Origin of the sequence: Kangiella marina (assembly GCF_039541235.1) — a bacterium.
GTDB lineage: Bacteria > Pseudomonadota > Gammaproteobacteria > Enterobacterales > Kangiellaceae > Kangiella > Kangiella marina.
In genome coordinates this window covers 1,125,295-1,141,394 of record NZ_BAABFV010000001.1, presented here as the reverse complement: position 1 = coordinate 1,141,394, position 16,100 = coordinate 1,125,295, and the positions used below count along the sequence as shown (strand labels likewise).

17 protein-coding genes and 1 tRNA gene are annotated in these 16,100 nt (G+C 44.0%); 10 read left to right on the top strand and 8 right to left on the bottom strand.

What is annotated here, in order from left to right; all coding sequences use genetic code 11:
- Position 1 precedes the first annotated feature (1 nt).
- The 5 genes from ftsH (at position 2) to ABD943_RS05030 (ending at position 5,978) form a co-directional block, all read left to right on the top strand.
- A complete protein-coding gene (ftsH, locus tag ABD943_RS05050) occupies positions 2–1,963 on the top strand; it encodes an ATP-dependent zinc metalloprotease FtsH (RefSeq protein ID WP_345292088.1) in 1,962 nt (653 codons plus the stop codon).
- 66 nt (positions 1,964–2,029) lie between these two features.
- On the top strand, positions 2,030–2,860 hold the full coding sequence (gene folP / locus ABD943_RS05045; protein ID WP_345292087.1) for a dihydropteroate synthase: 831 nt from the start codon (positions 2,030–2,032) through the stop codon (positions 2,858–2,860).
- A gap of 8 nt (positions 2,861–2,868) precedes the next feature.
- Positions 2,869–4,200 carry a phosphoglucosamine mutase gene (glmM, locus tag ABD943_RS05040; RefSeq protein ID WP_345292086.1) on the top strand — a complete coding sequence of 444 codons (1,332 nt, stop codon included), beginning with the start codon at positions 2,869–2,871 and terminating at the stop codon, positions 4,198–4,200.
- 109 nt (positions 4,201–4,309) lie between these two features.
- A complete protein-coding gene (locus ABD943_RS05035; RefSeq protein WP_345292085.1) occupies positions 4,310–5,446 on the top strand; it encodes an OmpA family protein in 1,137 nt (378 codons plus the stop codon).
- 136 nt (positions 5,447–5,582) lie between these two features.
- A complete protein-coding gene (locus ABD943_RS05030; RefSeq protein ID WP_223577124.1) occupies positions 5,583–5,978 on the top strand; it encodes a CBS domain-containing protein in 396 nt (131 codons plus the stop codon).
- A 36-nt stretch (positions 5,979–6,014) separates the two neighbouring features.
- Here ABD943_RS05030 and nqrM read toward each other — a convergent pair whose 3' ends face one another.
- Positions 6,015–6,236 (bottom strand): (Na+)-NQR maturation NqrM, encoded by a 222-nt coding sequence (nqrM, locus tag ABD943_RS05025; RefSeq protein WP_345292084.1) that lies wholly within the window; start codon positions 6,234–6,236, stop codon positions 6,015–6,017.
- 195 nt (positions 6,237–6,431) lie between these two features.
- Here nqrM and ABD943_RS05020 point away from each other — a divergent pair, with 195 nt between their 5' ends.
- A complete protein-coding gene (locus tag ABD943_RS05020; RefSeq protein ID WP_345292083.1) occupies positions 6,432–6,809 on the top strand; it encodes a hypothetical protein in 378 nt (125 codons plus the stop codon).
- 39 nt (positions 6,810–6,848) lie between these two features.
- On the opposite strand, the gene ABD943_RS05015 is transcribed toward ABD943_RS05020, so the two are convergent.
- From ABD943_RS05015 to ABD943_RS04985, 7 genes are all read right to left on the bottom strand, one after another.
- Complete coding sequence (locus ABD943_RS05015) at positions 6,849–7,847, bottom strand: FAD:protein FMN transferase (RefSeq protein WP_345292082.1); 999 nt, start codon at positions 7,845–7,847, stop codon at positions 6,849–6,851.
- Between the two features lie 117 nt (positions 7,848–7,964).
- On the bottom strand, positions 7,965–9,191 hold the full coding sequence (nqrF, locus tag ABD943_RS05010) for an NADH:ubiquinone reductase (Na(+)-transporting) subunit F (protein WP_345292081.1): 1,227 nt from the start codon (positions 9,189–9,191) through the stop codon (positions 7,965–7,967).
- A gap of 18 nt (positions 9,192–9,209) precedes the next feature.
- The gene (gene nqrE / locus ABD943_RS05005) at positions 9,210–9,818 is read right to left on the bottom strand and encodes an NADH:ubiquinone reductase (Na(+)-transporting) subunit E (protein ID WP_223577129.1); all 609 of its coding nucleotides are present in this window, start codon (positions 9,816–9,818) and stop codon (positions 9,210–9,212) included.
- The gene (locus ABD943_RS05000; RefSeq protein WP_345292080.1) at positions 9,818–10,453 is read right to left on the bottom strand and encodes an NADH:ubiquinone reductase (Na(+)-transporting) subunit D; all 636 of its coding nucleotides are present in this window, start codon (positions 10,451–10,453) and stop codon (positions 9,818–9,820) included. The genes nqrE and ABD943_RS05000 overlap by 1 nt, the downstream gene beginning before the upstream one ends.
- Position 10,454: 1 nt before the next feature.
- A complete protein-coding gene (locus ABD943_RS04995) occupies positions 10,455–11,216 on the bottom strand; it encodes a Na(+)-translocating NADH-quinone reductase subunit C (RefSeq protein WP_345292079.1) in 762 nt (253 codons plus the stop codon).
- Positions 11,209–12,414 (bottom strand): NADH:ubiquinone reductase (Na(+)-transporting) subunit B, encoded by a 1,206-nt coding sequence (locus ABD943_RS04990; protein WP_345292078.1) that lies wholly within the window; start codon positions 12,412–12,414, stop codon positions 11,209–11,211. The genes ABD943_RS04995 and ABD943_RS04990 overlap by 8 nt, the downstream gene beginning before the upstream one ends.
- Before the next feature lies 1 nt (position 12,415).
- Positions 12,416–13,762: a Na(+)-translocating NADH-quinone reductase subunit A gene (locus ABD943_RS04985; RefSeq protein ID WP_345292077.1), complete on the bottom strand. Its 1,347-nt coding sequence runs from the start codon at positions 13,760–13,762 to the stop codon at positions 12,416–12,418.
- Positions 13,763–14,181: 419 nt separating this feature from the next.
- Between ABD943_RS04985 and tpiA the strand changes: the two genes are divergently transcribed.
- The 4 genes from tpiA to ABD943_RS04965 all read left to right on the top strand — a co-directional run bounded on the left by tpiA (position 14,182) and on the right by ABD943_RS04965 (position 16,088).
- Entirely contained in the window at positions 14,182–14,949 is a 768-nt protein-coding gene (tpiA, locus tag ABD943_RS04980; protein WP_345292076.1) for a triose-phosphate isomerase, read from the top strand.
- Between the two features lie 29 nt (positions 14,950–14,978).
- Positions 14,979–15,455, top strand: a complete 477-nt coding sequence (gene secG, locus ABD943_RS04975) for a preprotein translocase subunit SecG (protein ID WP_345292075.1) — start codon at positions 14,979–14,981, stop codon at positions 15,453–15,455.
- Between the two features lie 10 nt (positions 15,456–15,465).
- Positions 15,466–15,551: transfer RNA gene (locus ABD943_RS04970), tRNA-Leu, on the top strand.
- A gap of 408 nt (positions 15,552–15,959) precedes the next feature.
- Positions 15,960–16,088, top strand: coding sequence for a hypothetical protein (locus tag ABD943_RS04965; protein WP_345292074.1), 129 nt, complete (start codon positions 15,960–15,962; stop codon positions 16,086–16,088).
- The last annotated feature ends 12 nt before the right edge of the window (positions 16,089–16,100 follow it).

Sequence of the window (16,100 nt, the reverse complement as noted above, 5' to 3'; positions counted from 1 at the left end):
TTTGAGCGATTTAGTAAAAAATATACTATTTTGGGTAATAGCAGCGGTTATTCTATTCGTTGTTATCGACGCCATTCAGGAGAAGCAACTCGACGATAGTAAAATTCCTTTTTCTGAATTTGTTGAAAAAATTGAGGCAAAGGAAGTCGATGACGTTGTTATCAACCCTAATGATATTGTGGTATCGGGTAAGGAAACAGGTTCAAATCGTCAAATTAGAGCTGAAATTCCAGACGGTGGTCATGGCAAATTGAATGAAATCCTGCTGGAAAACAAAGTCCAATACTCCGGTAAGAAGCGTGAGACAGGTGGTTTCGGCACTTTCTTGTTAAGCTTCGGCCCAATTCTTTTACTGATCGCGGTATGGATTTACTTTATGCGTCAAATGCAAGGTGGCGGTAAAGGTGGTGGTGCTTTATCGTTTGGTAAGAGCAAAGCACGTATGCTGAGTGAAGATCAGGTTAAAACCACATTTGCTGATGTTGCTGGCGTCGAAGAAGCGAAAGAAGAAGTTGGCGAGTTGGTGGATTTCTTAAGAGATCCTCGTAAATTCCAGCGCTTAGGCGGGAAAATTCCACGTGGTGTGCTAATGGTGGGGCCTCCGGGAACCGGTAAAACGTTGTTAGCCCGAGCGATTGCTGGTGAAGCTAAAGTGCCTTTCTTTACTATCTCAGGTTCGGACTTCGTTGAAATGTTTGTTGGTGTCGGTGCTTCGCGTGTTCGTGATATGTTTGAACAGGCAAAAAAGCATGCGCCATGCATTATCTTCATTGATGAGATTGATGCTGTCGGTCGACACCGTGGTGCAGGTCTTGGTGGCGGTCACGATGAGCGTGAGCAAACCCTGAACCAGTTACTGGTCGAGATGGATGGTTTTGAAGGTGGTGAAGGTGTGATTGTGATTGCTGCGACTAACCGTCCCGATGTATTAGATCCTGCATTATTGCGTCCTGGCCGATTCGACAGACAGGTGATTGTGGGTCTACCAGATATTAAAGGGCGTGAGCAAATCATTAAAGTTCACATGCGTAAAATTCCAATTGGTGATGATGTTGAACCGAGCTTGATTGCCCGTGGTACTCCTGGATTTTCAGGGGCGGACTTAGCGAACCTAGTCAACGAAGCGGCATTATTTGCGGCGCGTGATAGTTTGCGTACGGTTGGTATGGAGCAGTTTGAAAAAGCGAAAGATAAGATTTTGATGGGCGCAGAACGTCGCTCGATGGTGATGACTGAAGAAGAAAAGTTGAACACTGCCTATCATGAAGCCGGTCATGCTATCGTCGGTTTACGTGTACCAAGTCATGATCCAGTGTACAAAGTGAGTATTATTCCTCGTGGTCGTGCCTTAGGTGTCACCATGTACTTGCCTGAACAAGATAAGTACTCACTCTCTAAGGAAGCCTTGGAAAGCCAGTTATCCTCGCTATTTGGTGGACGTATTGCTGAAGAGTTGATAAACGGTGCGGACAAGGTGACAACCGGTGCTTCAAACGACATTGAGCGTGCTACGGACATTGCCCGTAACATGGTCACCAAGTGGGGCCTTTCGGAAAAGTTGGGGCCACTATCTTATGCCGAAGATGAAGACGAAGTATTCTTGGGTCGCTCAGTAACACAGCACAAAAATATTTCGGACGACACCGCTCGCCTCATCGATAACGAGATCCGAGAAATCATTGATCGCAACTATGACCGCGCGAAAAACATCTTAAATGAAGACATGGATAAGTTGCATGCCATGGCTCAGGCTTTGATGAAGTATGAAACGATCGATGCGAAGCAAATTGATGACATCATGAAAGGTGATGAACCTCGTCCTCCAGCAGACTGGTCTGACAAAGATAGCCCTTCGAAAGAGGAGTCTGCGAAGAAAGAGGAGCCTGCGAAAGAGCAAGCAGTGAAAGGTGATGACTCAAAAGAGTCGGACAATGCATCATCACCTCGCCAATCTGATGATTAATCACAAAGGGTCCTGCGGGGCCCTTTTTTGATGCATTACTTGTAAGGTTATAAAGCTCAATCAGTCATGAAAACACTCAAGCAACTTTTGCAGCAACCAGGCCCTTTAGTCATGGGGATATTAAATACGACGCCTGACTCATTTTCAGACGGCGGCCAGTATTTTACCAACAAAGACGCCACTCAACGTATCGAAGCAATGTTAAGCGCCGGCGCAGACATTATTGATATTGGCGGTGAATCAACGCGGCCAGGTGCTTCAGAGGTATCTGTGGCAGAGGAGCTGGAAAGAGTTATTCCTTTGGTTGAGGTTGCGAAAAAATCAAATGCCATCGTATCGGTTGATACAAGCAAGCCTGAAGTAATGGCTGCTGCTATAGCGAGTGGTGCTAATATGATTAACGATGTTAGAGCTTTGCAAGAAGATGGAGCTCTTGAGGTTGTTGCGGCGAGTACAGCTTACGTTTGTGTGATGCATATGCAAGGCCAGCCCAGAACGATGCAAAATAATCCTCATTATGATGATGTCGTCGCTGAGGTTCAGCAAATGTTAAGCCAGCGCATTACACAATGCGAATCTGGAGGGGTTGAGCGTGAACGAATTGTTGTCGACCCAGGTTTTGGTTTTGGCAAGAGTTTGGCGCATAATACGGAATTAATGAATAACTTGAGTTGCTTCCAATCTCTCGCATGTCCCATTTTGGTCGGGGTATCGCGAAAAACGATGATCGGACAGATTGTGGATAAAGAAGTATCAGAGCGCATGATTGGAAGCGTGGTGGCGGCAAGCTACGCTGCAATGAATGGCGCCAAAATACTCCGCGTGCACGATGTTGAAGAAACCGTGCAGGCGATGAAAATACTGAAGGCTTTTACAAACAATAAAATAAATAATTAGGAATCGATGTGAGTAACAGAAAATATTTTGGGACGGATGGTATTAGAGGTACCGTAGGACAATTTCCAATCACCCCTGAGTTTGTATTGAAACTAGGCTGGGCTTTAGGTCAGGCTTTGGGCAATAAAGGGCGAGTCGTTATTGGAAAAGATACTCGAATCTCCGGCTACATGTTTGAATCTGTTTTAGAGGCGGGGTTAACCGCGGCTGGCGTTAACAGTTTACTCGTTGGGCCAATGCCAACCCCAGCTATTGCTTATTTAACTCGAACTTTTCGGGCGGATGCAGGAATTGTGATCAGTGCTTCTCACAATCCTTATCATGACAATGGTATTAAATTCTTTTCGGCCGACGGTACCAAGTTTCCGGATGAGGTAGAGTTAGAAATTGAGTCGTTACTTGATAAAGACATGACGACACTGGAAAGTCACAAATTAGGCAAGGCTTATCGAATTGCTGATGCGGCGGCACGCTATATTGAATTCTGTAAAGCCAGTTTTCCCAATAATTTGTCATTAAAAGGTCAGAAACTGGTGGTAGATTGTGCACATGGAGCGACGTACCACATAGCGCCACATGTGTTCAGAGAGCTAGGAGCAGAGGTTATTGAAATTGGTAATAAGCCTGACGGTTTAAATATCAATTTAGAGTGTGGTGCGACTGCTACGAAGGCGTTGTCTGAAGCAGTTATTGAGCATAAGGCTGAGCTTGGTATTGCTTTTGATGGTGACGGTGATCGCGTCATGATGGTGGATGCTGAAGGACAGTTGGTCAATGGTGACCAGCTAATTTGGTTGTTGGCAAAGCATTTACAAAAAAATGATAAGTTGGAAGGTGGTGTTGCTGGAACTTTGATGACCAATATGGCAGTAGAAGTTGACCTTAAAAAAGAAGGCATTGCGTTTGAGCGAACCAAAGTTGGAGACCGCTATGTGATGCAGTCACTTAAGACTAATGGTTGGAAGTTAGGCGGTGAATCTTCAGGACATGTTATTTGCTTAGATTACAATTCGACCGGTGATGGTATTGTAGCAGCGTTACAGATTTTGAAGGCGCTTGGTGAAACGGGGCAAACACTGTCAGCCTTTGTCAAAGAGCATGAGTTATTTCCGCAGGAACTTGTGAATGTCAGAGTGAAAGATGCTGATAAGGTTTTGGAACAGGAGGCACTGAAAAAAATTATTGAAGATGTTGAAAAAAAATTAAGTAACTCAGGTCGTGTCTTGATCAGAAAGTCAGGCACCGAACCATTGATTCGAGTTATGGTTGAAGCAACAGAAATATCGGTCGCAAAACATCATGCAAATACCATTGCAGACGAAGTAAAGCGGCTAATGTAGATAATTGTAAAATAGTTGAAAGTTGAGTATATTTTTAGATGCAAGTTATTGTTTCTATGTATAATAACTTTACTCTTTAAACACAGGAAAAAAGGAAGAGGGCAAAATTATGAAAAAGAAACTAATCGCAGCAGCATGTATGTTGGCTTTAAGCTCAACAGCATTTGCAAACGAAGGTGAAGTGAAAGACCGTCATGGCTTTTATGGGTATGTAGGTTGGGGTGGAATTGAACTTGACCCAGCACGTACAGCAGAAAGAGGACAAGGCGGGAACTTCGGTTTAGGTTGGGCCTTTAATAAGAGTTGGTCTGTAGAAGGTAATTACAATTACTTTAATGACATAGACAATAACTCAAATGGACTAACTGGCGACTTACAAACTTACAGTGTTGACTTTTTGTATAACGATGTAAGCTGGATTGGCTCAGAGTCGACGCATCCATTTTTGAAATTTGGTTATGGAAAAACAGAAGAAAAGTATGATGTTTGGAACGATACAATCGAGAATGACGAGTTTTATAAAGTAGGTCTTGGTTTCCAGCACTTTGCAACTGACAAAGTTTTCATGAGAATTGGCTATGACTTCTTAGACTCAGGTGAAACAGGGGATGATAACCTTTGGTACTTTAACATTGGTTACTTCTTCGGTGAAACTGTTCGCACTGCAGCAGCTCCTAAGCCTGTTGAGCCAAAGAAAGAAGCTAAAGACTCTGATGGCGATGGTGTGATTGACGCTAATGACCGTTGTCCAGGAACTCCTGCTGGCGCAGCAGTAGATGCTTATGGTTGTGCACTTGATAGTGATGGTGACGGTGTTGCTGACTATAAAGATGCATGTCCAGGCACAGAAGCTGGTGCAAAAGTTGATGAAAAAGGTTGTAAGATTGAGCCTAAGGAAGACGTTGTTGTTGATATGCGTCTGAACTTTGATGTCGACAAGTACCAAATCAAGCCAGAGATGGTTTCTGAAATTGCGAAAGTTGCTGAGTTCTTGCGTCAATATCCTGGCGTAAACGCGCAGATTCAAGGTCATACGGATAGCACTGGTTCTAACCAGTACAACCAAGGTCTATCTGAGCGTCGTGCTGGAGCAGTTAAAGATTACTTAATCAATAACTTTGGCATTGACGGTTCTCGTTTAACTTCTATTGGTTACGGTGAAGAGCGTCCAATTGCAGACAACTCGACTGCTGATGGCCGTGCACTTAATCGTCGTGTAGAAGCTAACGCTGAAACTAAGAAATAATAGTTAATTACTTAATTATTATTATTCAAAGCCCGGCTCTTGCCGGGCTTTGTTTTTTCTGACAAATAAGCTACTATCAAAGTGACTCGAAATAGTAACTAAAAAAATAAACACTGTTTAAATAGGAGTGCTGCTTATGCTCAAATCTGTCACTGTGCGGGACTACATGACCTCAGCAATGATTACCTTAAAGCCTGAAACTGATGTGGTTGAAGCTGCACAGACAATGATGGAGTACCGTCTTACTGGAGCTCCTGTTTTGGATGACCATAACCGTTTAGTCGGTTTTTTATCTGAAAAGGACTGTTTGCACACAGTTTTGAGTGCGATTTATCATGGCGATCTTGGAGATAGGGTCATGGACCGAATGACCAAAGATGTTCGAACGGTGCATCCTGATGATAGCATTGCTGATGTGGCTGAAAAATATTTAAAGGATAACTGTCGCATGTATCCAGTTGTAGAGAAAAGTCAACTGGTGGGAATGATTTCGAGACAGAGTATTCTAAAAGCCTTCCAACATTTTTCTTAATCTGAAAGGAAAATCGGTAGAGGAGTGATCGCAGAATTACTCTTCTATCACGTTAATGTCTAGGCGGTGTTCGTTGTTACGTAGACGGGCACGCTTCTTCGCACATGGCTTATCGCAGTCGCAAGCCTTTTCGATGCCAAGTGCATCCAAACCACCACAGCTTCCACTAATCCGCTTATGCTGAAAGATATAGCCCACGGCCATTACGATGATAACAGCGATAAAAAGGGCAAATGCAAGAAAAAATGTACTAGTCATGGTGGTCATAAATCTCGGTAAGTTGGCACTATTTTAACACAGTTAGGATGTGACTTTATAGCTTAAAAAACACACTAATGGCTTTGGTAAAGTTGGGTAAATCGGCAATGAACCCTATTTTGACCGTTAAAAACGTCTGAAAATCATGAATAGATTGCTAGTCTGGAGCTCCTTTGTAAACCATTAGGAGTAATTATGAAATATCTATTAGGCTTAGTATTACTGGCGGGTATGTCAGCTGTTGACGCAGACGAATTTAATCACGGAAACCACAATGACCCTTACAATCAGTTTTTTAATGGCACGGAAAGCGTTAACTGTGGCAGCATGTCGTTGTCACAATGTTCATCAGGAGCTGTCTTAGAGCCAATACTGGATGCAAGATGCACCAATAAAGTGGTTTCGACGGATAATGGTGGTGCTGTGGCTTATGGTGACCCCTATTACCACAATGTCTCGGAGTTCAATGTGGTGATACAGTCCGCAAGTGGGCCAACACCTTATGTGTTAACGGTAAGTTTTAAGTGCGGTGGATACCTTCACCCAGGGATTCGAATGGCTCCATCGTTTTAATCGACAAAGCCATGCTGGGCACGGTATGCCCAGCATATACTATTGTATAAATTTCGAGAATGATTCAGTTCTCTGACTCTTTAGTTCGCTGCCCTCATGTGTAATTAGGTAGACAGGGAGCTTGTGCTGTTGAGCAAAAGCTAGAGCTTCATCAGGACCCATAACGTTCAATGCTGTCGCATAAGCATCAGCATACATATTTTGCGGGTGTATCACTGACACGGATGCGAGCTTGTGGCTAATGGGATAGCCAGTTCTAGGGTTGATCGTATGTGAAAATCGCTCGCCATCCACTTCGTAATAATTACGATAATCTCCAGAAGTCGCAATAGAGGTATCTGTAAGGCCTACAACGAGCATTTTTTGTTGTTTAAGGCTGACGGGCTGCTCAATCGCCACGCGCCACTTAGAGCCCATGGTATTGATGCCTTTAGCTTTAGTTTCGCCCCCAATTTCAACCAGATAGTTGTTAACACCATGCTGCTCAATGATGGCGGCAACACGATCGACACCATACCCTTTAGCGATGGCCGACAGGTTGATCGTGATTTGCGGATGTTTTTTACTGATGCATTGGTTAATGTGATCAAACTCAAGCTTATCGGTGCCGACACGGGTCAGAAGTTGGTTAACCTGCTCCTCTGAAGGAACTTTCTGATCATACTCTTCGACGTTAAATCCCCAACGAGAAATCAACGGGCCTAAAGTAATATCAAAGGCTCCATTGGTCTCGTCATAGATCTGTTTTGACGCTTGTAATACGTGCCAAGTTTTAGCAGAGAATCTAAAACAAGACGCGTTAGCAAGTTGGTTAAAACGATTGATTTCACTGTTTGGGATATAGGTGGACATCAATTGGTTAATATCTTTCAGCTCGACTTCGATATCTTGGTAGATATCCTGAGGTGAGGCTGTACTAGAATCAACAATGACATTATAAGTGGTGCCCATGGTGCTTCCTGTGATTTTGCTGTATTGGGGCTCATCTGCACAGGAGAGAACGGCAAACACAAGAACGACTAGAAATAACTTTCTCATAACGGGGACCTAAACAATGGGGTAATTATGCGCCACCAATCAATGCAGCTAGAGATTAACTGTAAGGCATAAAAAAGGCGACACTAAGGTCGCCTATTTTAGAAGAGTTAGTAGGGATTAGCCACCAAAGTCATCCAGAAGGATATTCTCAGGTTCAACACCTAAATCTTCTAGCATCTTAATACATGCTGCGTTCATCATAGGAGGTCCACACATGTAGAACTCACAGTCTTCCGGTGCCGGATGGTCTTTCAGGTAGTTTTCATACAATACGTTATGAATAAAGCCTGTGTAACCTTCCCAGTTATCTTCAGGAAGCGGATCAGACAATGCAACATGCCAATCAAAGTTCTCATTCTCACGTGCCAGCATATCGAAATCTTCTTCATAGAACATTTCACGCTTGCTTCGTGCACCGTACCAGAAAGTGATGTTACGGTCGGTCTTAATACGACGCAGCTGATCGAAAATGTGCGAGCGCATTGGTGCCATGCCAGCACCACCACCGATAAATACCATTTCAGCTTTAGTGTCTTTGGCGTAGAACTCACCATAAGGACCAGAAATCGTGACTTTGTCACCTTCTTTAAGGTTCCAAATATAGGATGACATTTTACCAGCAGGTAGCGACATATCACGCGGCGGAGGCGTTGCGATACGAACGTTAAGCATGATAATGCCTTCTTCTTCAGGGTAGTTCGCCATCGAATAAGCGCGAATCACTTCTTCTTTTGATTCAGCTTCTACATCGAAGAGTTTAAACTGATCCCAGTCAGGGCGGTATTCTTCAGGAATATCGAACTCACTGTATTTCAGTTTATATGGTGGGCATTCGATCTGAATATAACCACCCGCGCGGAAAGGAACGCTTTCACCGTCAGGAATGCGTAAGACAAGCTCTTTAATAAAAGTCGCTTTGTTATCGTTTGAGATAACTTCACAGTCCCACTTTTTGGTGCCAAAGACTTCTTCAGGCACTTCGATTTTCATGTCTTGTTTAACCGCAACCTGGCACGATAAACGATAGCCTTCAGCGGCTTCACGTTTAGTGATGTGACCTTCTTCTGTAGGCAGAATAGAGCCACCACCATCAGTGACTTTACAGATACACTGACCGCAAGTACCACCACCACCACAGGCTGATGAGACAAAAATGCCGTTGTTAGCGAGTGCGCCTAATAATTTACCGCCAGCTTCGGTGGTAATAGACTTATCAGCGTCGTCATTGATGTTGATTGTAACGTCACCAGTAGCAACCAGCTGCTTGCGCGCGAACAAAATGATCAGCACAAGTGCAAGGATTACTAAGGTAAATAAGGCAACGCCTAGAATAATCTCAGTCATTAGTTGTTTCCTTATAAATTACAATTTAATACCAGAGAACGACATGAAGCCGATAGCCATAAGACCCACGGTAACGAAGGTAATGCCTAAGCCACGAAGACCGTCAGGTACATCGGAGTACTTCATTTTCTCGCGAATACCGGCCAAGGCAGCGATAGCTAAAGCCCAACCAAAACCTGAACCTAGGCCGAAAACGACTGACTCAGGGAAGTTGTAATCACGCTCTACCATGAATAATGAGCCGCCCATGATGGCACAGTTCACGGTAATCAACGGTAGGAAGATACCTAGCGATTGATACAAGGCTGGGAAGAACTTATCCAAAGTCATCTCAAGGATTTGTACTAAAGCTGCGATAACGCCAATATAGACAATTAAACCCAGGAAACTCAGGTCTGCTTCAGGGAATCCAGCCCACGCTAAAGCGCCGTCTGCTAGTAAATAGTGAACGATTAAGTTGTTCACTGGTACGGTAATGGTTTGTACGATAATCACCGCAATACCAAGACCGATCGATGTTTGAACTTTCTTCGAAACTGCTAAGAAAGTACACATTCCCAGAAGGAATGCCAATGCCATGTTTTCGACGAAAACAGAGCGAATAAATAATGATAAATAATGTTCCATTATTCTTTATCCTCCACTTGGTCTTTCTTCCAGACACGCAGCGCCCAGATTAGGAAACCAATAATAAAGAATGAACTTGCTGGAAGAACCAACATACCGTTTGTTTCGTACCAACCGCCGTTAGCTGTAGAAGGTAAGATGGTGTAGCCTAAAAGCTCACCGGTACCTAACAGTTCACGAATAATGCCAACGACAATCAAGAGTACGGAGTAACCTAAACCATTACCTAAGCCGTCTAAGAAGCTCATGAAAGGACCATTTTTCATGGCGTAGGCTTCGGCACGACCCATCACGATACAGTTGGTAATAATCAGACCAACGAAGACTGACAGCTGCTTAGAGACTTCATAAGCATAGGCTTTCAGTACTTGGTCAACCAAGATAACCAAAGACGCAATAATCGTCATTTGCACGATAATACGAATGCTGGAAGGGATTTGCTTACGAATCAAGCTGATCAATAAGTTCGATAGTGCAATAACCGAGGTTAAAGCTAAACTCATCACCAAGGCGGTTTCTAGCTTACTGGTAACCGCTAGCGCAGAACAAATACCCAGTACTTGTAATGCGATAGGGTTGTTATTAAAAATCGGTGAAAATAAGACCGATTTGGCTTCTTGTTTATCAAATGCCATCTTAAATTTCTCCCGCTCTTACACGTTCTAAGAATGGGCCAAAGCCATCCTCACCTAACCAGTAGATCATCGTGTTCTCAACACCGTTACTGGTTAATGTTGCGCCGGATAGGCCATCAATCTGATGTTCGTTTTGAGCCGAGCCTTTGACCAATTTAATCACTGGTTCGCCTTGCTCGTTCAGAACCTCTTTACCAGGCCACTGCGCCAGCCACGAAGGGTTCTCAATCTCACCACCAAGGCCAGATGTTTCGCCTTGCTCGTAATATTTGAAACCAACAACGGTTGTGGTATCAGGTTCTAACGCTAAGAAACCATACATCGTAGACCAAAGACCATAGCCATGAACCGGAAGAATCACCGTATCAAGTTCTTGGCCATTGCGGACTAGGTAAACATTGGCCAGTTGTGAACGTTTTTTGATGCCAGCGATATCTGCTTTGCCCTCTAAAACCTTGTTAGTTTCTGGGTTTTTAGCATATTTTCGCTGATTGAAACCTTTAGGAGGCTCAACGAACTCACCAGTTGATAAATCAACGACTTTTGTCTCAACTTGTTTGAATAGCTCATCAATCTCAGACTGAGTGCCACCTTGCTCAAGTAAGCCGGCCGCGATTAGGATGTTACGTTTGCGGTCGAGTTCTTTATTAAGCTCTTGTTGCGGTTTTAGCTGGATCGCAGCAAAGGAAACGACAACCGAGCAGACCAAGCTCAAAATAACCGCAACAACAATCGTTTTGATAGGACTTTCTTTCTTAGACATTACGACGAGTCCTCCGTTTGATGTTCGCTTGAACCACGAAGTGGTCAATTAACGGTGCAAACAAGTTAGCAAATAGGATTGCCAGCATCATACCTTCTGGGAATGCCGGGTTAACCACACGAATCATCACTACCATGAAGCCGATTAAGGCACCAAAGATCCACTTACCTTTGTTGGTAAGAGCGGCAGAGACAGGGTCGGTTGCCATGAAGAACATACCGAAAGCAAAGCCACCCGTGACTAAATGCCAGTACCAAGGCATCGCAAACATAGCGTTTGATTCGCTACCGATACCATTAAGGATATAACTGGTTGCGATCATTCCAAGCAAGACACCCAGCACGATGCGCCACGAAGCGATTCGCATGTAGATAATGAAAAGACCGCCAATGATTAACATCAGCGTTGACACTTCACCAATAGAGCCAGGGATACGACCCATGAAAGCGTCCCACCAGTTAGCATTGATGCTGTAATCAGTGATTGAGCCAGCTGCAGCAGCTGCTAGCGGCGTAGCGCCAGAGAAGCTGTCGACGGCGGCCCAAACGGTCTCACCTGAAATATCTGCAGGATAAGCAAAGAATAGGAACGCACGACCCGCCAAAGCTGGGTTCATGAAGTTCTTACCCGTACCACCAAAGATTTCTTTAGCGACAACCACGCCGAAAGAAATACCTAAGGCAACTTGCCATAGTGGAATTTTTGCCGGCAAGATCAATGCGAAAAGAATTGAAGTGACGAAGAAACCTTCGTTGATCTCGTGGCCACGGACGGTAGCGAAGAGGACTTCCCAGAAACCACCGACGATAAAGGTCACGGCATAAATTGGTAAGAAGAAGCAGGCGCCGTAGAACATCAGTCCAAAGACCCCAGTTTCAGGTGTTATTGCGCCACCAAAGAACTGGAAGAAGTCTACTTGCCACATTTCAGGAAGACTCATGCCCGCCTGTAGCGCTTCTTGAGCTTGATAACCGACGTTCCACATACCCCAGAACATGGCAGGGAAAGTAGCGAACCACACCATGATCATAATACGTTTTAGGTCGATGTTATCTCTAACGTGAGTCGCGCCTTTTGTGACGTGGCCCGGAGTGTAGAAAATCGTCGCAGCTGCTTCATAAAGCGCATACCACTTTTCCCACTTGCCGCCTTTCTCGAAGTGCGGCTCGACTTTTTCAATAAAATTCTTTAAACCCATCTTAGCCATCCTTCTCAATCTTAGTCAGATTTTCGCGGAGAATTGAGCCATACTCGTATTTGCCTGGGCAAACGAAGGTACACAATGCAAGATCTTCTTCATCCAACTCCAAGCAACCCAAGGCTTGTGCTGAGTCAGTGTCGCCACAAACTAACGCACGAATCAATTGAGTTGGCAGAATATCGAGAGGAAGAACACGCTCATAGTTACCGATTGGCATGATTGCGCGAGTCGAACCACCCGTCGAAGTGTTCATTTGGAACTTCTTGCTTGGGAAGATATGGCCTAGGAAAGCACGAGTTACAGAGAACTTGTTGCTACCTGGCATCGCCCAACCGAAGAATTCTTTTTCACGACCTTCTGGGATGACAGTAATTTGATTGTGATAACGGCCAACGAAAGCTCGTGAGTCAACAGCATTAAAACCGTTCAAGACTGAGCCTGAAATGATGCGGCTGTCGTTATCATTAATTTCGTTATTCAGCAGCTCATCAAGGTTAGCGCCTAAACGTGTACGGATTAAACGAGGGTTTTTGACCTCAGTACCGCTTAATGCAACAACACGCTCAACAAAAAGCTCACCATCAGTAAAGAGTCGGCCTAGAGCGATAACATCTTGATACCCCATGTGCCAAACCTCATTCTCAGAAGAGGCTGGGCAAAGGTGGTGGATATGCGTTCCGACAAGCCCCGCTGGGTGTGGACCAGAAAAGCTTTCGTAGTTCACTTTAGCATTGCTAGACTGCTCGATTTTTGACTCAGGCTGCGTTGCAACGAACACTTTGTCCTCTGCAAGTTGTGCCAGAATGTCTAAACCGTGGTTAAAGTCAGCATTATGCTCAGTGATAAAAGCTTCCGGATCACCGGCTAATGGATTGGTATCCATAGCGCTTACAACGATAGATCGTGTCTTAGCGTCGATCGCTGGAACTTTCGAATATGGGCGGGTGCGCAAACCTGTCCACATGCCAGATTCAACCATTTGATCGACGATCGCTTGACGGTCGATGCTCGATAGTTGATCGGCTGAATACTTGTTAAAAGACACAGCATCTTCTTGCTCAGCGATGTCAACCACTACGGAAAGCAGTTTACGCTTTGCGCCACGGTTAACAGCAGAAATGGTTCCTGCCGCTGGAGCTGTGTATTTTACCCCGGGAGTTTTCTTGTCTTCGAAGATGAGCTGGCCTTTTTTAACCTGATCCCCAACCTGAACATGCATGGTTGGTTTCATGCCAACATAATCTTCGCCTAAGATGGCGACGGTTTTGACCGTAGCACCAGTTGAGATTGTTTGCTCTGGCTTTCCCTCTAAAGGAAGATCCAGGCCTTTTTTAATCTTAATCATAGGTCGCTACTTAACTATTACCTGATGGTTGTCACTTCAATAATTGCAACGTTTGGAGTGACCAAAAACAAAAACCTGGTGTACAGCAAGCTGTAACCAGTCTAATCTATTGTTTTATGGCCTATTTTCATTACAATCGCTCAACATTGAGGTCGAAAAATGAACAATGACCTCAAACGGCGCGTATTATACTTGGATCAACATGGTAAGATCCATGGTTTTTGGGATAAAAGCCTAGATCAGGCTTAAAATCCTCAATTCTTAAGCATCAGTGCTTGTGTTCAAGCCTAGGCTCAGTTAATATTTGCGCCCTTTTGATAAAAAGGTGGGTTCCTTATTGTCCAATGGTTATAAGCCCTAGCAAAATAGGCGCTGAGGATAATAGCGATTCCAAAAAGCAGACATAAAAGAGGTGTGAAGTGCGCAAAACCTTGATCGCAGGAAATTGGAAAATGCACGGTAACGTGGCTTCTATAGAGAGCCTAGTTAACGGAATCAAGAGTCAACTGGATAGCAGCTGGCAAAGCGATATTCTGGTGTGCCCACCTTCTATATATGTTGATAGAACCGTTCAGCTAATAAAAGGTAGCTCGATTAAAGTTGGCGGTCAGAATCTTTCTCAGCAAGAGCAAGGTGCCTTCACCGGCGAAATCAGTGGCGATATGCTGGCTGATTTAGGTGCGGAGTATGTGCTTGTCGGACACTCAGAAAGACGCAGTCTTTATCATGAGTCGAACGAGCTAGTTGCAGAGAAGTTTGCTAAAGCGCTTGAAAAAGGCCTAACACCTGTATTATGTGTTGGAGAAACCCTTGAACAACGTGAAAATGACACCACTATGGATGTTGTTAAGGGCCAGATCGATGCAGTAATTGATTTCTATCAAGATAAAACTGCTGGACTGGAAAAGTTAGGACAGGGCGTTATTGCTTATGAGCCCGTTTGGGCAATAGGCACTGGTGTAACCGCAAGCCCAGAGCAGGCACAAGAGGTTCATGCCGCGATAAGGCACTATCTTGCTGAAATGAATACGGGTGTCGCTGAAGAAATACAGATTTTATATGGTGGTAGTATGAAAGCTGCAAATGCAGAAGAGTTACTAGCACAAAATGATATTGATGGTGGCTTAATTGGGGGCGCTTCCCTAAAAGCCGATGAATTTATAGCAATTTGCAAAATTGCTGGTTAAGCAGCAGAAAAGACGAGCAGGTTAAGAGTATGGAATTATTTTTAATGATCAGTCTATTGGTAGTCGCTCTACTATTGATTGGTATTATTTTGATCCAACAAGGTAAAGGCGCCGAGATGGGAGCTTCTTTTGGTTCTGGCGCATCGAATACGTTGTTTGGCGCACCGGGTTCAGGAAACTTTCTGACTCGATCGACGACAGTTCTAGCGATTGTATTTTTTGCAATAGCGTTAGCGATAGGTGCTGTAAACTCAAGCGACAAAGCAAGTAAGTCAAGTTTGTTGGATGACGCTGCTCAAACAGAAGAAACGGGTGAGTCCGTTTCTTCTACAGAAATTCCAAGCGAAACGAATACCGACATTAGCGCTGAGATTCCTGCTGAAACCACGGAAGAGATTAGTTCAGAAATTCCTTCTGAAGAAGCGACAGACGATGCTATTCCTGAGTCGATTGATGCTGCTGCGGAAGACGCTGAAAAAGCAAAAAAAGACGGCGATAATCAGTAATTAGAATTTAGCTCAGGTGGTGGAATTGGTAGACACGCTATCTTGAGGGGGTAGTGGCCGTAGGCCGTGCGGGTTCAAGTCCCGCTCTGAGCACCAAAATAAAAACAAAGGCTGTTATGAGAATAACAGCCTTTTTCATTTGCATTGATAACGTCTTGAACTCTTCATTGAGCTTGTCATACAAGCACCTCCCTAAGTTATAATGTGCCTTTAGTAAACTCTCACTTAAGTATTTTGCAGCTTTGATAGTGATGACTGAATAAAGACTCACAAACTTTTGTTCGGAAAATTTACAGAAAAGACAAAAAATTCGTTAGCTATTTTTACAAAAGTAGAGTGTGGCTAATGCTTTTTCTAAAATATTTTTTTGATTTGTACAGTCCGTCTCATTACGAAATAAGCTATCTATATAGCGATTTTCAATGTTGTATAATAGATGCTTCTTAAGGAAGCCAGCCATGTAAAACGTTGATTTTTTCATGTTTGAGTCGTGAGGAATTACCTATGAAAAATGTTGTGAATCCAAAAAAAAACCGGGCAGAGCATGACGGGGAAGAAATCTTTCTGGATATCTGTCAGGCACTCATCGTGGTGTTATTACTAGGCGTTGTTGGATACGCTATTTTCAGTTAAGGATGAGGCTGA